The sequence below is a fragment of the Aquirufa salirivi genome, from assembly GCF_045310485.1.
GTDB classification, from domain to species: Bacteria; Bacteroidota; Bacteroidia; order Cytophagales; family Spirosomataceae; genus Aquirufa; species Aquirufa salirivi.
This window is the reverse complement of the sequence record NZ_JBEWZH010000003.1, coordinates 357,810-379,884: the sequence shown is the minus strand read 5'-3', so window position 1 is coordinate 379,884 and position 22,075 is coordinate 357,810. Positions and strand designations below refer to the sequence as shown.

At 37.7% G+C, this 22,075-nt stretch carries 20 protein-coding genes; 10 read left to right on the top strand and 10 right to left on the bottom strand.

The genetic code is table 11. The features are described 5' to 3' along the window. Positions 1-9: 9 nt before the first annotated feature. From U0R11_RS06070 to U0R11_RS06060, 3 genes are read left to right on the top strand one after another with little or no spacing between them, the layout of a single operon-like run. Positions 10-717 (top strand): superoxide dismutase, encoded by a 708-nt coding sequence (locus tag U0R11_RS06070; RefSeq protein WP_406750565.1) that lies wholly within the window; start codon positions 10-12, stop codon positions 715-717. A gap of 3 nt (positions 718-720) precedes the next feature. Then, on the top strand, positions 721-1,686 hold the full coding sequence (locus tag U0R11_RS06065) for an isopenicillin N synthase family dioxygenase (RefSeq protein WP_406750563.1): 966 nt from the start codon (positions 721-723) through the stop codon (positions 1,684-1,686). A gap of 4 nt (positions 1,687-1,690) precedes the next feature. Then, the gene (locus U0R11_RS06060) at positions 1,691-2,863 is read left to right on the top strand and encodes a chromate transporter (protein ID WP_406750562.1); all 1,173 of its coding nucleotides are present in this window, start codon (positions 1,691-1,693) and stop codon (positions 2,861-2,863) included. On the opposite strand, the gene rfbA is transcribed toward U0R11_RS06060, so the two are convergent. The 3 genes from rfbA to galE are packed head-to-tail and all read right to left on the bottom strand — an operon-like array spanning position 2,860 to position 5,801. Next, positions 2,860-3,720, bottom strand: coding sequence for a glucose-1-phosphate thymidylyltransferase RfbA (gene rfbA, locus U0R11_RS06055; RefSeq protein ID WP_406750560.1), 861 nt, complete (start codon positions 3,718-3,720; stop codon positions 2,860-2,862). The genes U0R11_RS06060 and rfbA overlap by 4 nt on opposite strands. Position 3,721: 1 nt before the next feature. Further along, positions 3,722-4,777: a dTDP-glucose 4,6-dehydratase gene (gene rfbB, locus U0R11_RS06050; RefSeq protein ID WP_406750558.1), complete on the bottom strand. Its 1,056-nt coding sequence runs from the start codon at positions 4,775-4,777 to the stop codon at positions 3,722-3,724. A 4-nt stretch (positions 4,778-4,781) separates the two neighbouring features. Beyond that, positions 4,782-5,801, bottom strand: coding sequence for a UDP-glucose 4-epimerase GalE (galE, locus tag U0R11_RS06045; RefSeq protein ID WP_406750556.1), 1,020 nt, complete (start codon positions 5,799-5,801; stop codon positions 4,782-4,784). Positions 5,802-5,953: 152 nt separating this feature from the next. Here galE and U0R11_RS06040 point away from each other — a divergent pair, with 152 nt between their 5' ends. Continuing rightward, positions 5,954-6,787, top strand: a complete 834-nt coding sequence (locus tag U0R11_RS06040; RefSeq protein ID WP_406750555.1) for a transglutaminase-like domain-containing protein — start codon at positions 5,954-5,956, stop codon at positions 6,785-6,787. Here U0R11_RS06040 and U0R11_RS06035 read toward each other — a convergent pair. Further along, complete coding sequence (locus U0R11_RS06035) at positions 6,784-7,413, bottom strand: 4'-phosphopantetheinyl transferase family protein (protein ID WP_406750553.1); 630 nt, start codon at positions 7,411-7,413, stop codon at positions 6,784-6,786. The two genes, U0R11_RS06040 and U0R11_RS06035, sit on opposite strands and share 4 nt — an antisense overlap. 54 nt (positions 7,414-7,467) lie before the next feature. On the opposite strand from U0R11_RS06035, the gene U0R11_RS06030 reads away from it, so the two are divergent. Genes U0R11_RS06030 through U0R11_RS06015 form a run of 4 tightly spaced genes read left to right on the top strand, consistent with a single transcriptional unit; the run spans position 7,468 to position 10,736 of the window. After that, positions 7,468-8,367 carry a WD40 repeat domain-containing protein gene (locus tag U0R11_RS06030; protein WP_406750551.1) on the top strand — a complete coding sequence of 300 codons (900 nt, stop codon included), beginning with the start codon at positions 7,468-7,470 and terminating at the stop codon, positions 8,365-8,367. Positions 8,368-8,390: 23 nt separating this feature from the next. Further along, complete coding sequence (locus U0R11_RS06025) at positions 8,391-9,308, top strand: DivIVA domain-containing protein (RefSeq protein ID WP_406750549.1); 918 nt, start codon at positions 8,391-8,393, stop codon at positions 9,306-9,308. 1 nt (position 9,309) lies between these two features. After that, positions 9,310-9,675, top strand: coding sequence for a dihydroneopterin aldolase (folB, locus tag U0R11_RS06020; RefSeq protein ID WP_406750547.1), 366 nt, complete (start codon positions 9,310-9,312; stop codon positions 9,673-9,675). A 38-nt stretch (positions 9,676-9,713) separates the two neighbouring features. Continuing rightward, a complete protein-coding gene (locus U0R11_RS06015) occupies positions 9,714-10,736 on the top strand; it encodes a LacI family DNA-binding transcriptional regulator (RefSeq protein WP_406750546.1) in 1,023 nt (340 codons plus the stop codon). Here the strand turns inward: U0R11_RS06015 and U0R11_RS06010 are convergent. Beyond that, positions 10,733-12,508, bottom strand: coding sequence for a metallophosphoesterase (locus U0R11_RS06010; protein WP_406750544.1), 1,776 nt, complete (start codon positions 12,506-12,508; stop codon positions 10,733-10,735). The two genes, U0R11_RS06015 and U0R11_RS06010, sit on opposite strands and share 4 nt — an antisense overlap. Positions 12,509-13,082: 574 nt before the next feature. Here U0R11_RS06010 and gyrA point away from each other — a divergent pair. Then, positions 13,083-15,668, top strand: coding sequence for a DNA gyrase subunit A (gyrA, locus tag U0R11_RS06005; protein WP_406750543.1), 2,586 nt, complete (start codon positions 13,083-13,085; stop codon positions 15,666-15,668). Positions 15,669-15,722: 54 nt separating this feature from the next. After that, complete coding sequence (locus tag U0R11_RS06000; RefSeq protein ID WP_406750541.1) at positions 15,723-17,165, top strand: hypothetical protein; 1,443 nt, start codon at positions 15,723-15,725, stop codon at positions 17,163-17,165. A gap of 568 nt (positions 17,166-17,733) precedes the next feature. On the opposite strand, the gene U0R11_RS05995 is transcribed toward U0R11_RS06000, so the two are convergent. The 5 genes from U0R11_RS05995 to U0R11_RS05975 all read right to left on the bottom strand — a co-directional run bounded on the left by U0R11_RS05995 (position 17,734) and on the right by U0R11_RS05975 (position 22,063). Continuing rightward, a complete protein-coding gene (locus U0R11_RS05995) occupies positions 17,734-19,107 on the bottom strand; it encodes a HAMP domain-containing sensor histidine kinase (protein ID WP_406750539.1) in 1,374 nt (457 codons plus the stop codon). Positions 19,108-19,113: 6 nt separating this feature from the next. Then, complete coding sequence (locus U0R11_RS05990; RefSeq protein WP_406750584.1) at positions 19,114-19,791, bottom strand: response regulator transcription factor; 678 nt, start codon at positions 19,789-19,791, stop codon at positions 19,114-19,116. Further along, complete coding sequence (locus U0R11_RS05985) at positions 19,791-20,258, bottom strand: pyrophosphohydrolase domain-containing protein (protein WP_406750537.1); 468 nt, start codon at positions 20,256-20,258, stop codon at positions 19,791-19,793. Before U0R11_RS05985 ends, U0R11_RS05990 begins: the two co-directional genes overlap by 1 nt. Before the next feature lie 372 nt (positions 20,259-20,630). Continuing rightward, entirely contained in the window at positions 20,631-21,143 is a 513-nt protein-coding gene (locus U0R11_RS05980) for a helix-turn-helix transcriptional regulator (RefSeq protein WP_406750536.1), read from the bottom strand. A gap of 77 nt (positions 21,144-21,220) precedes the next feature. Then, the gene (locus U0R11_RS05975; protein WP_406750534.1) at positions 21,221-22,063 is read right to left on the bottom strand and encodes a CvfB family protein; all 843 of its coding nucleotides are present in this window, start codon (positions 22,061-22,063) and stop codon (positions 21,221-21,223) included. Positions 22,064-22,075 lie beyond the last annotated feature (12 nt).

Genomic DNA, 22,075 nt, shown 5'->3' with positions numbered 1-22,075 from the left:
TCCACATTCATGAAAAGATCACATTTTTTACAGAAAACGTTTGGGCTTTTGGGCGCGAGCATGGTATTACCTTCCTTGGTATCTAAGGCACAAAATGGCCTAGAGACTGCTCCATTTACTTTGCCAGCCTTGGCCTATTCATTTGATGCATTAGAGCCACATATCGACAAATTGACGATGGAAATTCACCATGATCGCCATCATAAGGCCTATGTGGATAATTTAAATAAAGCAGTTATGGGTACAGCCGCAGCTACTTTATCACTGGAGGTCATGATGGGGCAGATGAGTCAATTGCCTACGGCTGTTCGTAATAATGGTGGAGGTCACTGGAACCATAGCTTTTTTTGGAAATTGATTGGTCCAGCTACAGGATCCAAACCAAGTGCTGATTTGTTGGCTCAAATTCAAAAGGATTTGGGAGGTTTAGATGCATTAAAAGCAGAATTTGCGAAGGCGGCCACTGGTCGTTTTGGTTCAGGTTGGGCTTGGTTAATCTGGAAAGAGGGGAAATTAGCGATAAGTTCAACTCCCAATCAAGATAATCCTTTAATGGATGTTGCAGAAGTAAAAGGAACACCTATTTTAGCTTTGGATGTTTGGGAACATGCCTATTATTTGAAATACCAAAATAAAAGAGCAGATTACATCAATGCTTTTTGGAATGTAGTCAATTGGGATTTTGTATCTCAACAATTTTCATCCATAAAAAAATAAACTATGTTGTTGGAAGAAATACCTTCTTTAGATTTGAATGAATTTAATTCGGGCGATCCTGTTAGAAAGGCGCAATTTGTTCAGGATTTAGGTAATGCCTTTAATACCATTGGCTTTGTGGCCGTAAAAGGTCATGGTTTGTCGGATGATTTCACAAAAAAATTGTATCAAGAAGTGGAGCAATTTTTCCAATCACCGGATTCCTTGAAGCAAGCTTATGAAATACCGGGTATCGCTGGTCAGCGAGGATATGTAGGAAAAGGGAAGGAGACCGCCAAAGGCTTTAAAGTTCCTGATTTAAAGGAGTTTTACCATGTAGGTCAAAAGCATCAAGAGGATGGAGATTCTGTTTGGAGTGAATATCCAGAAAATGTTTTCCCCAAAGAATACCCGGATTTTGAAGCATATACCGTTGGGGCTTATCAAACCCTAGAAAATGCAGGTAAAATGCTTTTAAGGGCCATAGCTTTATATTTGGAATTACCAGAGGATTATTTTGAAGATAAAGTGAAAAATGGTAATTCCATTTTGCGCGCCATCCACTATTTCCCTATTCCTAATCCTGATACGCTGCCAGTTGGGGCTGTTCGTGCAGCTGCACATGGTGATATCAATTTGATTACCTTACTGATGGGAGCTTCTGCTGAGGGTTTAGAAGTACTTCGTATGGATGGTAAATGGATTCCAATTACGGCTTTACCTGATCAAGTGGTGGTGAATGTGGGGGATATGCTCGATCGTTTGACTAATCACCACTTAAAATCAACCATTCACCGTGTGGTGAATCCTCCACGAGAGAAAATGGGAACATCTCGTTATTCCATTCCTTTCTTTATGCATCCTAGATCGGAGATGGATTTAACTTGTTTGGAATCCTGTGTATCCACAGATAATCCAAAAATATATACTGATATGAGTGCTGGAGAGTTTTTAACAGAGCGCTTAATTGAATTAGGTTTGAAAAAATAAGCCCATGTGGAGAAAGCCCAAACATGTCGAGTTTTTATGGGATGTGTTAGTATTGGCTATGACTTCATTTGGTGGTGTACAAGTGCATATAGCCCTTTTCCTTAAAAAATTAGTGAAGGAAAAGGGCTATTTGACGGAAGATGAGTTATTTGAAATTCAAGCTCTTTGTTCTTTTTTACCTGGTCCGACATCGACTCAAATGATTACTGCCATAGGCTATAAACGAGGTGGAGCTAATTTAGCCTATGTGACTTTAATTGCCTGGATTAGTCCTGCTGTGTTTGTTATGACTTTAGCTGCTTTTGGGATGACCTATTTAAGAAATAGGGATATCATTCAGTTTGTAACCCCCGTCGGTATTGGATTGATACTTCAAGCTGGATGGATAATGGCCAAAAAGTTCCTTCGATCTCCCACCTACATCTTGATATTTTTGTCAACCGTAGCCGTTGGTTTGTACATTCAAAATCCTTTTATCTTTCCTGTTTTATTGTTGTTAGGAGGTTTGATTTCATCTTTGAATTTTAAAGACTTCCCTAGCCAGAATAAGCATAAAATGATTATTCCATGGGCAAATTTTCATTTATTCTGGGGATTTGCTGTCTTTTTAGCTGTTTTAGGACATTTTACTGATTATTATCCCATCCGTATTTTTGAGAATTTTTACCGCAACGGAAGTTTGGTTTTTGGCGGAGGACAAGTTTTAGTGCCTGTATTATTTACGGAATTTGTAGAATTCAAACACCTCATTCGTGAAGATGATTTCCTAACGGGTATGACCTTATCGCAGACTTTACCTGGGCCAGTTTTTGCACTTACTTCCTATCTTGGAGTATTGCTAATGAAAGATTATGGGATGTTGGGGGCACTGGCTGGAAGTGTCATCGGGGCATTAGGTATTTTTCTGCCTGGTACCTTTCTTATCTTCTTCGTTTACCGAATTTGGGGGCAATTAAAGCAATATCGCTTTATCAGGGCATCATTGCCCGGAATCCAATCAGTTTCGGTTGGACTAACCATCGTGGCGGTTTATACCTTCATTCATCCCATGATTTTACAAGCGAATTTCATTGGATTTGGCATTGTGATTGTGACATTTTTGGTAGCTCAAATGACTAAACTCCCTCCAATCGCCTTATTTGTCATCGCTTTATTCGCAGGAATAATCGTTTCTTAACGGAGTAGATTTAATAAATACTGACCATATCCACTTTTTACCAATGGTTTGGCAATAGCTTCTAATTGTTTAGCATCAATGTATCCCATCCGGTAGGCTACTTCTTCAATACAACCAATTTTCATTCCTTGTCTTTCTTCAATGACTTGAACAAACTGACCAGCTTGCATTAAAGAAGCAAATGTACCTGTATCTAGCCAAGCCGTTCCACGGTTTAAAATACCTACTTTTAGCTTTCCACGTTTTAAATATTCTTTATTCACATCCGTGATTTCATATTCACCACGGGGAGAAGGAGCAATGTTTTTGGCAATTTCCACTACTTCATTGTCATAGAAATATAAGCCTGGAACCGCGTAATTTGATTTGGGCTGATTGGGTTTTTCTTCGATTGATAAAACGTTGTTATCCGCATCAAATTCAACCACACCATAACGCTCAGGATCATTCACAGAATAAGCATATACGACTCCGCCATCCGGGTCATTGTTGGCCTGTAACAATTTACTTAATCCAGAACCATAAAAGATATTATCGCCTAATACCAAGGCCACCTTTTCTTTTCCGATGAATTTTTCTCCTATGACAAAGGCTTGTGCCAAACCATTCGGTTCTGGTTGTACCGCATATTCAAAATGACATCCGATTTGTGAACCATCTCCCAATAATTTCTCAAAGTGGGGTAAATCATGAGGCGTTGAGATAATCAAAATTTCACGAATCCCAGATAACATCAAAATGGATAAGGGATAATAAATCATGGGTTTGTCGTAAACAGGCATTAATTGCTTACTTACTGCCAAAGTCAATGGATGTAGACGCGTACCTGAACCGCCTGCTAGAATAATTCCTTTCATTTTATCTTCCTTGATACATGTTTTGATAATACTGTTGGTAGGCGCCTGAAGTTACATCTTTCAGCCATTTCTCATTGTTTAGATACCAATCTACTGTTTTTTCTAAACCCTCTGCAAATTGTAAAGAAGGCTCCCAACCTAACTCGTTCATGATTTTATGGGCATCGATGGCATAACGTAAATCATGGCCAGCACGGTCTGTCACATAGGTAATTAATTGTTTGGAAGTGCCCTCTGCACGACCTAATTTTTGGTCCATAATTTCGCATAATAAATGGACTAAATCGATGTTTTTCCATTCATTGAAACCACCAATGTTATAGGTATCTCCAATTTTTCCTTGGTGGAAAACGGTGTCAATCGCCCGTGCATGATCCACCACATAGAGCCAATCTCTCACATTTTCGCCTTTCCCGTAGACTGGTAAAGGTTTGTTATTGAGGATATTATGAATCATCAAAGGGATTAGTTTCTCTGGAAAATGATTCGGGCCATAGTTATTGGAGCAATTGGTGATGACTGTAGGCAAGCCATAAGTCTCATGAAAAGCCCTAACAAAGTGGTCAGATGAAGCTTTGGAAGCTGAATAAGGAGAACGAGGATCATATGGAGTCGTTTCTAAAAAGAATTCCTCTGGATTATGTAATTCACCGTACACCTCATCTGTAGAGATATGGTAAAAACGTTTCCCTTCCATTTGATTTGCCCAATTCTTTTTGGCAGCTTGTAATAAATTGACTGTTCCTATCACATTGGTTTTAACAAATGCTAATGGATCAGAAATGGAGCGATCCACATGAGACTCGGCTGCCAAATGTAACACGCCATCAAATTGGTGTTCAGCAAATAAGGCATCGATATGGTCGGCGTCGGTGATGTCTGCTTTAATAAAGTGATAATTGGGTAAATGAGCGATATCCTCATTGTTGGCCAAATTGCCAGCATAGGTCAAAGCATCCAGGTTAAAAATTTGGTATTCAGGGTATTTTTGAACGAACAAACGTACCACATGCGAACCAATGAATCCGGCACCACCGGTTATGACAATTTTTTTCATACAATTATGATTTAAGAAGCTTTTCTTGCCATCTCCATGAATCTGCTAAGGCTTCTTCTAAACTTTTTTTTGTTGACCAATGTAGGACCTCTTTGGACTTATCTGTAGCGGCATAAACGGCTGTTATGTCACCAGATCGGCGAGGTTTTATTTCGTAAGGTACTTTTTTTCCTGTTGTTTTTTCAAAGGCATGAATGACATCCAAGACTGAGCTACCTGTTCCCGTTCCAATATTAAAATAATCATAATAAGTGGACTGAGGTTGCTCAAGTAAATAAGTTAATGCTTTAACATGCGCTTCTGCCAAATCGCACACATGGATATAATCGCGAATGGCCGTGCCATCAGGTGTTGGATAATCATCTCCAAATACTTGCAAGGGGCCACGTAAACCAGCCACGGATTGCATTAAAAAAGGTACTAAATTAGCAGGAGGTCCCAATGGCAATTCTCCTATTAACGCACTTTCATGAGCGCCAATAGGATTAAAATAGCGCAATGAAATAGCTTTTAAATGGGCATTTTGGGCATGAACACTATCGCGAATGATTTCCTCACATATTTGTTTGGAATTCCCATAAGGAGAAACCGCTGGTTGAACAGGAGCAGATTCGGTTACAGGCAAGCTTTCTGGTTGACCATAAACAGTACAGGAGGAGGAAAAAACAAGGTTTTTGATGCCATATTCATTCATTTTCTCTAATAATAAGACCGTTGCAGCTACATTATTTCGGTAGTATTTCAATGGGTTCTCCACCGATTCTCCTACTGCTTTTGCTGCAGCAAAATGAATGACCCCATCAATGGAAAATTGTTGAAATAGCTGATCATATATCGAAGCATCATTGATATCCCCTTCTACACAGATAACATCATCCTGTGTGATGGTTTTTAGCCGATCAATTACCTCAGCAGTAGAATTGGCAAAGTTATCTACGATTATAGGAGTGAAGCCGTTTTCTTTTAAGACGACATAGGTATGAGAGCCTATGAAACCCGCTCCTCCAGTTATTAAAATATTCATATATTGAATTGATGCTTCAATGAGCTAGCAAATTTAGGTTTATATTCTCTTGAAAAAAAATATATAAGCTCAACAATTATTGTTAGGGCTTGTCATGTAATCCGTTTGTAATTCGATGCTTAGTGCTTATTTTTGATTTAAATTAATACCCTATGAAGGAACCAGCTATCAAAGCCATGATTCAATTGCTTGACGACAGTGATTCTGAAGTCGTACAATTGGTGGAGCAACAGATTCGAACCTTAGGGCCTTCCATCATTCCAGTATTGGAATCCGAGTGGGAACAATTGAGTTTAAACCCCTTTTTACAAGAAAAAATTGAGAATTTAATTCATGATTTTCAATTGGAGTCCATGCGAAACCGCTTAGCTATTTGGAAAGAAGCTGGTGGAATGGATCTCATGGAAGGGATGTGGATTGTAGCAACTTACCGTTTCCCTGAATATTCTTTTTCTCAATTAAAGACGGAATTAGACCAACTATATTATGAAGTTTGGCCTCAAATCAGAGAAAATTTACATCCCATGGATCAAATCAAGGTCTTAAATGGGGTGATTTTTGATCAATTAAAATTCGGAGCTAATACCAAAAACTTTCATGCCGCTAATAATTCCTACATCAATGTTGTTCTAGAAAGTAAAAAGGGTAATCCTATAAGCTTGTGTGTCATTTATATGTGGATAGCCCAACGACTTGGTTTTCCTGTGTATGGAGTGAATTTGCCTAATTTGTTCGTGTTAACGTATAAACAAAAGGGTGTTCAGTTTTACATCAATGTATTCAATAAAGGTTTGATATTCAATCGGGTTGATATAGATAACTATTTGGCTCAGTTGAATTTAGCTCCTAATGAAATTTATTATAATCCTTGTTCCAATCTTGAAATCATTCGTCGCGTACTTAGAAATTTAATCATGGCCTACGATAAAGCAGGAGACGAGGAACATAAAAATGAATTGAGTCAAATCATTGATTCTTTGGATTAATGTCGAATGGCTAGGCTAATCCAAAATTGAGGAAATTCTTCATGCCAAAGATCAAAATCAATGGATTCTTGTCCTATTTGCACATAACCTTTTAGCAGGGGAAATTGACAATCTAAGCTGATTTCATTCCTGAAATCAAGTCCAGCTTGTTGCTGTGCTTTATAAATGGCCTCTTTCACTGTCCAGGCAGCTAAAAGTCTCTTTTCGTCCATGTTGGACCATTCAAGTTCGGAAGAGGAAAGGAATCGAGGGGCAACTTTCTGTATATTTCTAGCTTTTTTTTCTAAGTCTATTCCAATGTTTTTCTGCTTACTGATGGCTGCAGCTACATAAGGAAAGGAGTGACTAATACTCAAATTCCAGTCGGAATCTTGAAAAAACGGCCGATTATTACTTGATTTTACTAAGACGGGTTCATGCCCTATCTGGGTTTTCACTAATTGCCAGAGGCAAAAACGGGCAGCCAAGGATTCCAATCTTTTGAGCTCAAGTGCATGATTGGAAGGAAGTGATATTTTCCAAGAATCTGGAATTTGATCAAAAAATGCCTCGTTTTCAGCAATTTCCCAAATCATCCATGAAGTGTCAGGAAAGCTTAATTCATGAATAGGGAAAATTTGAGGCATGGATGAGCGTATTTGCTTGTAAAATTACCATTTTTGTGTTCAAATGTAGACATCATGCAAATTGAACGGATAGATACCTTTTCAGGGCATCGTGGACCGATTTATTCTTTAGCATCAGGGGAACAAGCGCATGAGTTTTATTCCGCAGGTTCTGATGGATGGGTCGTTCAATGGAATTTACAAAAGCCAGATTTGGGTAAAGTAGTTGCACAAATAAATGGCTCAGTGTATGCCATGAAGCATGATCAACAAGGTGTTTTGTGGATTGGGCAAAATTTTGAAGGAATCCATGGGATTCAAGTGTCTAACCAGGAACGCATTTTTTCAATAGGTTTGGGTACTAATTCCATTTTTGATATTTTATTTAATCAAGAACAAGTTTGGGTTGCACATCAAGATGGATTGATCAGTGTTGTGGATGCGGATTCTAAGCAGATCATTAAACATATCAAGGCAAGTGAGAAAAGTGTTCGAAACCTTCGTCTATTGCCTCAACATAGGGTGGCTGCCGCTTATAGTGATGGCTATATCCGTATTTTTAACTCAAAATTTGAATTGGAATATGCTTGGAAGGCCCACGAGGGAAGCGTTTTTGGATTACACTATTGGGAAGAAGAACAAGTGCTTGTTTCGGTTGGTAAAGATGCCCGGATAAAGAAATGGAATTTACATAAAATCACAGCTCATTTTCAGCCTGAATCAGAGGTCGTTGCTCATATGTATGCCATCCATGATGTAGCGTTTCATCCTCAACAGCCTTTGTTTGCCAGTGCCAGCATGGATAAGACGATTAAGATTTGGGATGCCCGAGATTTGACCTTATTAAAAGTGATTGATGCCGCTCGTTATGGTGGGCATAAAAATTCGGTTAATAAATTAATTTGGACTCCATTCGAGGATCAGTTGGTTTCGGCATCCGATGATAAAAATATCTCCGTTTGGAAGATTCATTAATTTTTTTTCTATTTTAGCAGATTATGGAACATATATACGAACTACCCGAGGCCTCTTTTTCTAAATCTTTTCGTGGATATGATGTTTCTGAGGTAAATGATTATTTATTCCGAATCGAGGAGTATCATCAGTCCATTCAACAATCTCGAGAACGATTAGAGTCAAAGATTGTGGATTTAGAGAAAGAACTGAATCGTTTACGTGAAGCTGAATCATCCATGCTGAAGGCTGTTCAAATGGCCGATGAAGCCCAATTGAATTGGAAAATGAAAGCCGAAAAGGATGCAGAATTAGCTTTGCAAAAAGCCCAAAAGCAATCGAGTCAATTGATTGAACAAGCAGAAAAAGAAGCAGCTAAAATTAAATTGCTGGCTGAAGGTGAATCCAAACAGATATGGTTAGAATCTAACCAGACCATCAAAGAACAAGAACGTGTTTTGCGTGGACTTCAAGAAGCTCAAAAAGAGGTTGCCGAACAGTTGATGGGCATTTCAGAAAAGACTTTACAGCAAATTAAAACCTGGTCAGTTTCCAATGAAACATTAGCCAAACCGAAAGAGCCTCAAGAGAAAACGCATGCTGAGGTGAAAAAATCGATGGTGTCCAAATCGAAAATTGTACCTATACAGGCAAATAAGGCAAAAAAAACTACTTTAAAAGCGAAACCTAAAGGAAAGGTAGGTAGACCAAAGTCTAAACCATCTGCCATCGTAGATCCTAAAATACCTGCTAAAAGAGGTAGAAAGCCTAAGTCGACTGTAATAAGCCAAGCAGCGAAACCAGTGAATAGCCGAGGCCCCAAAAATCCGACAAGTCCAAAGAAAAAAGGAATAGACCCCACTCAATTAAGTCCAGATGATAGCTTACCTACTTTAAATAAAGTGTTGGAAGCTTATGCCAAATCTTCTGGTCCTCAAGGGAAAATTGGAGAGATAAATTAGTATGGATTTTTACCAAGTTGCCTGGCAAGGATTACGGTTTTATGCTTACCATGGTTATTTTCCTGAGGAAAGAATTTTGGGTAATTGGTATGAGTTAGATGTGACGATTAGTCTGGAATCAGCCAATGACATACAAGATGATTTAAACCAAACTTTAGATTATGGACAGGTTTATCAGATTTGCCAAGTCATCATGAAAGAGCCAGTTGATTTATTGGAAACATTGGTTGAAAAAATGGGAAATTCCATCTTTCACCGATGGCCACACATCAAATCCTTGGAATTGAGCTTAAGAAAAGAAAATCCACCCTTGGGTCAAAGTAAGGGTAATTCTTGCATTCATTGGAATAAAACATTTGAATTATAACTTGGTTAAAAACCATTAGAAACAAAACATCAAACGGAATGCGTCATCAAGTAACAATCAAGGATATTGCTAAGCAGTTGAATGTTTCTGTGGCTACCGTTTCTCGTGCCTTACGAGATTTACCCGATATTCATCCTGATACTAAAAAACTCGTGTTGGATTTGGCCAAAGAATGGGATTATCAGCCTAATTTATTAGCCACCAGTTTAGTAAAAAGTAAAACAAAGACGCTTGGTTTGATTGTGCCAGATTTAGGGTATTATTTCTTTTCTACCGTCATTAAGCATATAGAAGAAGCAGCCATTAAGGCGGGTTACAGTTTGCTGATTACTCAAACTCAGGAATCCTACGAACGAGAATTGACCAATATTCAAAATTTATCCAGGGGGCAAGTGGATGGTATCATCATTTCACTTTCTAGAGAAACTAGCAATTTTGAACATTTAACCCGATTACAAAGAAGGGGAATCCCTTTAGTGTTTTTTGATCGAAATTGTGAAGATATTGAGGCTTCCAAAGTCATGGTGGACAATGAGCAATCTGCCTATGAAGCGGTCAAGCATTTGATTGAAAATGGGTGCAAGCGTATTGCATTTTTAGCGGGACCCAAGAATGTTTCTGTAAGTAATCAGCGTCGATTAGGCTATATACATGCTTTGGAAGAAGCAGGGTTGTCAGTAGACCCTAGTTTGATTCTACATTCCGATTATTACCAGGATACTGCTAGATCACAGACACATTTGCTCATGCAATGTGACAATCGGCCAGATGGAATTTTAGTGGTTTCGGATCGCTTAGCTATCGGAGTTTTAACTGCTTTGAAAGAGTTGAAAATCAATGTTCCTCAGGATGTTAAAATGGTAAGTTTCAACAATGAACCGATTTGTCAGGTTATCTCTCCAACAATTACTTCTGTCTCTCAGCCATTGGATGAAATAGGTCGGATATCCGTGGAATTACTTTTGGCACAAATTGAACATAAAACAGGGGAATCAATCCCTCGAATCGAAGTACTGAAGACAAATTTGGTCGTGAGAGAATCCTCAACCCGATTGAATTAATGGGATAATTTTAGGGTAAATCTTTTTCCTTTGTAGTGGTATTCCAAAATATATTGTCCACTAGGGATTCCGTTCATAATTTGTTGATCAACCACCCCTTCTTTTTGAATGGATTTCCACGTTCTACCTAATAGATCAAATATTTCTAAGGAATCAAAAGGTTGATACAGTAATTCTTCCCATTTGCTTGTACCAAGCGGCGGATTTACGGTAATTTCATACTGGTCTAGTAGGCATTTTTGACTGTCGCTTACCGTATAAGTACTTGTTTTTAAGGGTCTTAAGTTAATTTTCTGGGATTTGTCACCTGTTGACCAATTATAAGAATTTGCCGGAGCTGGCCACGAAGCTTTAAGTTCAATGGCATCGTAAGCATTGATGGTTTGCTTGATGACTTTGTTGACTTCTTTCAAGATGGTAAATTGATCTAATACGGCTCCGTCTTCATCAATAAATTTGGCATCTAGTCGATTATTCTCAATGTCAATAGCCATAGACCCTCCTCGTTTATCTAAAGAGAATTCCATCACGGGATGTGGCCAATCAAAGCGATGGGAGGCTGTTTGCCCGCCGCAACCATTCACGACGTAGGTCGTACCTTTTTTACTAGGATCGGAGTTATTGATGATATAGGCACAGGATTTATCGGAACCATCATATCTGCCCGAAGAATTGAAAGGCCAGTTTTTATCAGGTGAGAATTCAGAAGACAAGCCATGCTGTCCTTTTAAAGGCCTAGATCTTTCATAGACATGGCTATGACCAGACATCACCAAATCCACTCCATATTCATCGAATACACGGGTTAAATAATCTCTAAGTTTAACGATTTCAGCGTTGACATCGGAGTCATATGTACCTTTGGTATATACTGGAAAATGGAAATAAACTACTTTCCAGTCTTGTTTGGTCGCTTTTAGGTCTTCTTTTAACCAGTTTAATTGGATGTTGTTGACTTGGTCAAAAATCCGAAAATTATCTTTTCCCCAGGCGTAAGAATCTAAACAAACAAAATGTACATTCCCATAATCGTAAGAATAATAGGCTTCGGAAGAGGAGGGTACTCCACCTAATTCACCCTTGCTTGGTAAGGTGAAATTTTGAAAGTAAGCCATTTTGGGCTCATCTTGTTGGTAAGGGAAAGGCTGATTGTCGTAATCATGATTTCCTGTGGAAGGGAATAATGCACTTTGTCTTAACAATCGACCAGCATGGTAAGGGCTAAAAAATTCATCTTGCCAACAAGCATCACTACCGCCACAATATACATTGTCTCCTAAGCTGAGGAAAATATTCGTGTAGTTACTTTTTTGGTAGTTTAAGTAGGCATTATAAACCTTTTTTTGAGTATCGCCTGCAGCCATATCGCCTACTGAAAAAATGGAGATTTTTTCTTTGGAACCCATACTAGGAGCTGTTTTAAAAAAATAAGTAGAATCACTTAATAGCTCTTTTTCTCCCAAATGAACTCGGTAAAAGTATTTGGTACTTGGTTGAAGTGCCGTTAAGGAAAGACTATGTTCTGTTTGAGAAATGGCACTTTTGATACTAGGACTAAAGTTTTTCCCATCAGTGCTTAAGCTAATTTCAGAAAGGATAGCTTGATCCGTTCTGTACCGAATTAATACGGAATTGGATTGTGCTAATTGGATGTAAGGATATCGAGTGATTTTTTGAGCAGTAACAATAGGGGAGAAACCTAAAATTACTAGTAAAGATATATACCCAAAAAACGGGAAATAGGCGTTATAGAATGATTTTCTTAGGTTCATAAGTATATACAGTGCATAAAGGTAATCAAAAGCCCAAGTTTTTGTATTTAGAATTGGGTCAATGAAATGGATTTTTTTAATGTCAAAGCAAGCAAAATGTTCATTTCTTCCATGTAAGAGATAAAATTATTATTTAGATTGAATATAAATAGCTTCAAAGCTACAAAAGATTAGGCGATATACCAATGGGTTGTGATGGGAGGGAGGAAATGGGAGGTTAGAGATTGGTCAAGTTAGGAATGGGGGAATCGCTTGTTAATTAAATGAAATTTATGACTCATTACCAAGGCTTTAGGGGGATGAGGTAGGAAATTTTTGAGGTAGTTTATAAAAATTTGGGACAAGAAAATACCTGTAAAATTCACCTAGTTATTCGTAGAAATAGTGTAAAAATGGGGGTATCGAATGCGCCCCAAATACATTTTTTTTATGTGGGGAAAATTGACAATTTATTGTGATTTATCTTGGAAAAATTGGCATAATTAATGATATTTGTAGCTATTGGAAATCTCTGTAATTCAATCATTTTTTGTGTTGATTCCTTGAGGTTGTTCAACGCATCAAACCATAATTTATGTCAGTATCTACAAATATTATCCCTATCAACATCGAAGATGAAATGAAAGGGGCGTACATTGATTATTCAATGTCTGTAATTGTGTCTCGTGCATTACCCGATGTTCGAGATGGATTGAAGCCGGTTCACCGGAGGGTGTTGTTTGGAATGGAGGAGTTGGGAGTTAGTTACAATAAATCATATAAGAAATCAGCTCGTATAGTCGGGGAGGTATTAGGTAAGTATCACCCACATGGTGACTCCTCTGTCTACGATACCATGGTGCGTATGGCCCAGGATTGGTCTTTGCGTTATCCTTTAGTAGATGGTCAAGGTAACTTTGGATCAGTGGATGGAGATTCTCCGGCAGCGATGCGTTATACTGAGGCGAGATTGAAGCGAATTGCCGACGAAATGTTGTCGGATTTAAATAAAGAAACGGTTGATTTTCAGCCCAACTTTGATGATTCATTAGAGGAGCCTACCGTTTTGCCGGCTAAGATTCCTAATTTATTGTTGAACGGTACTTCGGGTATCGCGGTGGGTATGGCTACCAACATGGCTCCGCATAATTTGTCGGAGGTCGTAGATGGTATTTCGGCGTACATTGACAACCGTGATATTACTATCCTGGAATTGATGCAGTACATTAAAGCCCCAGATTTTCCAACAGGAGGTACCATCTATGGTGTTCAGGGTATTAAGAATGCTTTTGAAACGGGCCGAGGACGTATCGTAGTACGTGGAAATGCGACTTTTGATACGTCGAAAACAGGAAAGGAGCAGATCATTATTTCTGAGATTCCTTACATGGTCAACAAGGCAACTTTGATCAAGCAATGTGCTGATTTAGTGAATGATAAACGAATTGATGGGATTTCTGAAATTCGAGATGAGTCTGACCGTCAAGGAATGCGTATCGTTTTTGACTTAAAGCGCGATGCCGTTGCCAATGTTGTTTTAAATAATTTATACAAGCATTCAGCGCTACAATCTTCTTTTAGTGTAAACAACGTGGCCTTGGTTAAAGGTCGCCCCATGATGCTCAATCTGAAAGATTTGATTCATCATTTTGTGGAGCATAGAAATGAGATTATTGTTCGTCGTACTAAATATGACTTACGAGAAGCTCGTAAGAGAGCGCATATTTTGGAAGGTTTCATCATTGCACTAGATAATTTAGATGCGGTGATTAAATTGATCCGTGAGTCCAAAGATCCAAGCTCGGCTCAAGAAGGCTTGATGTCGAAGTTTAACTTATCTGATTTACAATCGAAAGCTATATTGGAGATGCGTTTACAGCGTCTAACCGGTATGGAGCGTGAGAAAATCATGAATGAGTATGCTGAGATCATGAAGTTAATCGAGGAGTTAGAAGATATTTTGTCTAAACCAGAACGTCAATTACAGATTATCAAGGATGAATTGATTGATATGAAAACTCGTTATGGCGATGAGCGTAGAACGCAAATCAACATGACAGACGATGAATTCTCGGTTGAAGATATGATTGCGGATGAGGAAATGTTGATCACCGTATCAGCTCAAGGTTATATTAAGCGTACACCAATCACCGAATATCGATCTCAAACTAGGGGAGGAGTCGGTTCTCGTGCAGTGGCCACGAAAGACGATGATTATACGGAGCATTTATTTACTGCCACCATGCACAATTGGCTGTTGTTCTTTACCGAACGAGGTAAATGTTTCTGGTTACGTGTTTATGCTGTACCTGAAGGTTCGAAAATTTCCAAAGGTCGACCTATTCAAAATTTAATGAATATTGAAAATGGAGATAGTATTCGGGCCGTCATCAATGTGAAATCGATTACTGATCCAGATTACATCGACAATAACTTCATTGTCATGTGTACTGAAGATGGAACCATCAAGAAAACAAGTTTAGAAGCTTATTCTCGTCCTCGTCAAAATGGAATTATTGCCATTACGATTCGTGAAGGAGATCGTTTATTGGATGTAGCCTTAACCAATGGAAACAATCAAATCGTGATTGCAACGAATACGGGTCGTTCTGTTCGTTTTGAAGAAACTCGTGTTCGTCCAATGGGTCGTTCTGCCGCAGGTGTGAAGGGTATTTGGATCGATGAAGATATTGCAACGGAGAAAGTTGTTGGTATGGTTTGCGTATCTAATCCTGAAGTACAGCAGTTATTAGTTGTTTCTGAAAAAGGATTTGGTAAGCGGTCAGAAGTTGAGGATTACCGATTGACTAATCGTGGAGGAAAAGGTGTTAAAGCATTGAATATCACGGAAAAGACAGGTAATTTAGTAGCGATCAAGGAAGTTAATGATAACAACGACTTGATGATCATTACGAAAGCGGGTATTTTGATACGCACAAGTGTTGCAGAACTACGTGTGATGGGTAGAAATACGCAAGGAGTTAAACTGATTCGTTTGAAGAATGAGTCGGATGAAATTTCATCCGTAACAAAAATCGACAAAGAGCCTGAAATTGAAGAAGTAGAAGTAGTCGATGTAATTGCAACCGTGTTGGAAGATCAATCGATTCCAGAATCACCAGAAGCGGGCAATGAAGGTGAGGATTTAGGAGCTGAAGGTGAAACTTTAACAGAAGAATAATAATTTTATCGGCCCGAGGTGAAATTCGGGCTTTTTTTTAATTTAATCAATCACATGAAAAAACTAGTTTTAACCCTGTTTACTGTGGCTATGGCCATGGGCTCGACCTTCGCTCAAGCGGATAAGGCTTTGGTAGAGGCTCAGAAAAAATCGATCTTAGAGTCTGTCAAAAAATCAGATGAAGAGGTAAAAAAAGCGCCTACGAAGGCCAAATCATGGTTAAATAGAGCTTTAGCTTATGTTGACGTAGCTTCTTTTCCTGATTCTACTTTTGCTTTAACGGATGCTGATGCAGCATTTAAAGCCATTGAATACATCAATGAAGCGGTTAAGTTAGATACCAAAGATGGTAAAAAAGGTTCCATTGCTAAAGAAGCAGAGAAGTTGATTGAGGATAAGAAAATTTACAGTGCTTTGATGAACATGGGTGTCATTAAATATCAAGGAAAAGATTATAAAAATTCTTTGAAATACATGTCTAAAGCATCTGAATTAACTCCAAAAGATACTACATCCGCGATGTATACGGGAGTAGTAGCTCAATTGTCTCAAAATGACGATGTGGCCCAAGCGGCTTATGAGCGATATATGGGAATAGGAGGGAAGGACGTAGCCATCATTTATGGTTTGTCTCAAATTTATAAGAGTAAAAAGCAAGAAGATAAGGCCTTAGCTTTATTAGATCAAGGAATTGCGCTTTATCCAGGTAGTAAGGATTTGAAAAACGAGAAATTCAATATGTTGATTTCTTTCAATCGTATCGACCAAGCGATTGATCAATTGAAGAAAACCATTGTAGCTGATCCTAAGGATGCTATGTCACTATTGAATATTGGTTTGTTGTATGAAAATAAAATCAATGGTTTGAATGAAGAAGCTCGTAAAATTTCTGATAAAACGGTTAAAGTAGACGAAGCCAAACGTAGGATTGCCGCTCAAAAAGAGCAAGTTACAGCCTTCGTAGAAGAAATTACACGTAACAAGGCTAAGTTGAAAACAGCTCAACCGAAGCAAAAAGCATCCATTACTGCGCAAATTGCTCAATTAGATGGTACTGTTAAAGAGCAAAATGGAAAATTAGAGGAGTTGAAAGGGGAGTTGACTAAGGCTGAATCAGAAGTAGGTAATGCCGCTCAAAATGCCGCTAAATTGGCTGATTTAACCTCTAAAGTAGATGCTTTAAAATCTGAAGTACCAGGTTTTTATACCAAAGCCTTAGCCATTGATGCGAATTACTATGATGCATTATACCAAATGGGCGCATTCCGATATAATGAAGCAGCTGAAATCAAGAAGAAAGTGAATGCTATGGATATGGAGACTTATAAGAAAGATGGAAAAGCAGTAGAAGCTCAAATTTCTGCTAAATACAATGAAGCTTTACCGTTCTTTGAGAAAGCATATTCTACTAAAAAAGATGAGGATTTGAAGGAAATCTTAAAGCAAGTTTATCGCGAGCTTAAGATGGAAAGCAAATTGGCTGAATTAGATAAGTAGTCTGATTTTTCTGAAATTACAAACTTACAAGCCTAGGATTTAAATCCTAGGCTTGTTCAAGTAAACGCAAAAAGCCCAATCTTTTGATTGGGCTTTTTGTTTATAATTCATAATAAGATAAATAGTCTGAATTCTTTGAAATTCTAAAACATACAAGCCTAGGATTTTAATCCTAGGCTTGTGAATGGGCTTTTTGTTTATAATTCATAGTTTGATAAATAGTCTGATTTCTCTGAAATTCTAAACATACAAGCCTAGGATTTAAATCCTAGGCTTGTGATTGGGCTTTTTGTTTATAATTCATAATTAGATAAATAGTCTGAATTCTCTGAAATTCTAAAACATACAAGCCTAGGATTTAAATCCTAGGCTTGTGAATGGGCTTTTTGTTTATAATTCATAATTAGATAAATAGTCTGATTTCTCTGAAATTCTAAAACATACAAGCCTAGGATTTAAATCCTAGGCTGATACACTAATTAATAATCTATTTAACATAATATAAATTATATAACAAATGTTGAATTCCTTTCAAATCACCATTTATAAATTATAATTGATAATTTCCTCACGGTTTTGTCTGCGGTAAAGACATGGTAAACTCCGTCCATTCATTCGGATTGGATTGAACCTGAATACTTCCATTATGCAAATGAATGATGCGTTCCACTAAAGAAAGGCCAATGCCATAACCTTTGGATGATGCAGTATTTTCACCACGGAAAAAGGGTTGGAAAATAAAGGGAAGATCTGATTTAGGAATGCCTTTTCCTTCGTTTTTTACTCGAATATTGATGGTGTGATGATAAACGCGCAATCCAACAAAGGCACAGTGCTTAGGGCTGAATTTACAGGCATTTTCCATCAAGTTTTTAATCGCTGTAAGAATTAGTTTCTCATCGCCTCGAATCATTAATTCTTCTTCATCATCTGGCATGAATGACGTATCAATGTTTACTTTATAATGGCTGTTGAGTTTTTGAGTTAAGCTTCTAGCTTCCCAAATAATCTCATCAATACGGATTATTTGAAAACCAGCCTGGTAATCCGACACGCTAATTTTATTTAATTCCAGTAAGGATTCCGTAATGGCTGCTAATTCCTGTGTATCTTCTAATACTGAGGCAATTGTTTCTTTATAATCTTCTGCGGCTCTTTCCTTTAAAAGACTTACTTCCAACTGAGAGGAAATCTTAGTTAACGGATTCTTAAGTTCATGTGATACATTGGCAATAAAGGTTTTTTGTAGTTTAAAGGCATTCTCAATGCGTTCCAATAGCCGATTGATCGTAGATACCATCTTCCCTATTTCGTCCTCAGAATCAGAGGATTCCAGCCTTTCTTCCAATCGTTTGGGTGAAAGTTGGTCAACCTGTTTAATGACTTCCGATATTGGATTAACAGCTCTTCCAGCAAAAAACCAGCCTGAAATCACCACAATGAACACAAATAACAAAAATAAGGCGATTAGAATGTTTTTTAGGTCTTTGGCGTTTTCAGCGGAATATTGATCTACTGCACCCGCAAAAACGACGATTCGGCCCTCTGGGGTGGCAAAAACGGTACCTAATATCTCAATATCTTCATGAGCAAAACGTACTTCTTTTTTTCTTCGAACTTCCTTAACCCGGTTTACATCAATATGAAAGGAAATAGTATCATTTGAACGATAAATACGCTCATTGCAGGTATCATAAGCCATGATATTTTCGCGGAATAGAATATCGCGGTTAGCTCGGTCGATGATGCGTAATAACTTGGAATCCACTTGGTTAACATTGACCAAGAGTTCTGCAGCCGTATTGGCTTTTTGCCTTAAGCGTGAATAAAAATTCTCTTTGTAATTCTGTTGAGAAAACACATAGATAATCAAATATGATACGAATAAAATCGCTGACACCAAATAGGTAAATTGATATGTCAATCGGGAACGTATCTGCATGTTTTCTTATTCTTGTCGGAGTATATAACCCATACCAAATTGCGTGTGAATCAATTTACTAGGAAAATTTTTGTCTACTTTTTTACGCAAATAATTCACATATACTTCAATAAGATTGGACGAATTTTCATCTTCAACTTCCCAAATATTTTCCGCAATTTCTGCTTTTGAAATCACTTTTTCCTGGTTTTTCAGGAAGTATTCCAATAATTGAAATTCCTTGGCGGTAAGATTAATCTTTTGACCAGATCGAGTGACTAATTTACTGGTTAAATCTAGCTCTAAATCTGCAAATTTTAGGACTTGAGAATCCACTAGAGTTTGATTGGAGCGCTTGATAAGCGCTTTAACACGTGCCATAAATTCCTTAAAATCAAATGGTTTCGCCAGATAATCGTCGGCACCAGCTTCAAAGCCAATCAGCTTGTCGTCTGTGGTACTTAAGGCAGTCAACATTAAAATAGGTGTTTGAATTCCCAAGCTTCTCAGTTCTTTACAGAGTTCTATTCCATTGATTCCAGGAATGATGATGTCTGAAACGATGAGCTGATAGGCATTTCTGGTGGCTAATTGCCTACCCATGAGTCCGTCGTATGCCACCTCTACTTCATAGTTATTTTCTTCCAAGCCTCTTTTCAGGGATTGTACTGTTTTGGGTTCATCTTCTATGAGTAAGATTCGTATCATCCAAGGATATCTTTTAAATTAGCTGGGGAGTAAGCAATTGATTTCAATACCTTATTGTCGGATTTGCGATATACTTTCCAGAGACCGTGTTCTTCTTTGATTTCGGCCTCCGTACCATCTTTGAGGAAGTAATATTCCACTGTTTTTTCAGCTTCATCTAGGCTTTTGCAAGCTTTCGACATATTTGAACGCTGAACTTCATTGAATAAATCGACAAATTTTTCACCTAATCCAAATTCCAAAACTGCCCCAGAAAGCACATATTGTAAGTCGCACAAAGCATCTGCTATTTCTACCAAGTCTTGATCTTTAATGGCTTGTTGCAATTCCTCTAATTCTTCAGCTAATAAACTCACACGTAATTTACAACGATCCTCCGAGGGAATACAAGGTTGAGCCAAAATGGGTGCTCCAAATGTTTCATGAAATAAGGCAACTTGATTTAAGGAATCGATTTTTTTCATAGGGTATATCTAATTAGATTAAAATTAGTCAATTAATTGGTTAAAGTAAATCCCTCAAATGGATGCTTTTTCCACGAATGGATTTGAAATGGCTCATTTCCAATGTTGAAATTGTGGAGAAAAACGCAAGAAATGTTTCCTTTTGTACACATTTCCACGACTTATCCACAAAATGATGTGGATAAGTAAAGTCGAATTGGCGAATTTACTCCAGTTTTTCAGGAAAAGGGATGAATCTATTGGCTAATCAATAGTCTAAAAATACAATTGTGCACGAATGTGGATAAGTCGTGGATAAGTCGATGCGATTGCTTCTAATTGTTAACTACAAAATGAACAGAATAACAGGAAATTATTTTCTTGTCGTTTTCATCACTCGCTAGGTTTACTTTCACTAAATGACCCATCCGAGTAAAAGATAATCACTCGCTCAATCTTTTTAGTTAAATGAGTATTGGAAACGGGTTGACTGGGAGCTGTACTTGGAGAATTAACCGAACTAGCATTTCCACTACTAATTTTAGAACTTTCTCTATTCCGCCTGAGATTTGATTGTACGATGGTTGGTTCCGCTAAATAATTTTTATCCGATTCTGAAGGGCTTGCCTCTGGAGCATCAAAAAGTGAAGGACTAATGGTACTTACCTCAATTTTCTGGGTAGGTGACGAATTCATGGAAAGTAGTCGATCATCAAATAACAATTCCTCTGCCGTCAACTCAGGAAAAGCTTTGAGTATTTTCTGAACAACATCTAAGCTAGGCTTATTTCTGCCCGACAAGATATGGGATACACTACTACGAGGTATTCCTATCTTATCGGCAAATTGAGAAGAACTGATTTGTTTTCTCTGAATTAACAATTCTATTTTTTGACTTAAATTCATCTTTGTAAATAATCATTTTCGGTTACAAAGTTAAATTTATAAAAGATAAAAGCAAAATTTATTTGCGTTACAAATGTTTATGATTTGATTATACAATTGTCACCAAGTATAATGAGTTTACTTTTGTATAATCCACCTACTGCCTTTTTGAAATCTTTCTTGGACATCCCTAATTGCTCATATATTTCTTCGGCAGGGCTTTTATCGTGTAGGTTTAAGGTACCACCATGTAGCGTTATAGCTTCCATGATCTTTTCCCTTTGTGAATCCATACGTTGAATTCCTACGGGTTCAATACGTAAGTCCACTTTCCCGTCTTCACGAATGTTATCTATGTAAACATCTAAAATTTCGCCAAGTTTAACATTTGTAAATATCTCATTTTTGAATAATTGACCAAGTTTACAATTGTTTACTAAACATTTGATTCCTAAGTTGGTGTATTCAAATGGTAATGCTTGTACTTTTTGTCCAATTGTAAATTCTTCAACCTCGTCTAATTGGGATAAGAACTTATCAATTCTAGCCGAAGCTACAATACGATCTGTTTGTGCGTCTAGGTAGACATACACTAAATAGGACTTTCCAACAGACATCTTTTCCCATTGTTGCCCAAATGGAACCAAAAGATCTTTCATGAGCCCCCATTCCAGGAAAACGCCTATGGGTGTAACTTGTTTAACTTCTAAGAAAGCAAACTGATTAATCGTAGCTAATGGCTTTAAAGTCGTTGCGATGATTCGATCTTCTGAGTCTCGATAGATGAAAACATCAATATAGCCATCAATTTCATAGCTTTCTGGTACATACTGAAGAGGTAGAAGTATTTCATCTTCATAACCATCTAAATACAATCCAAAGGGTACTTCTTTGACGATTCTTAATCGATTATATTCCCCAATTTTTAATTCATTTTCCATAAAAAAACCCGG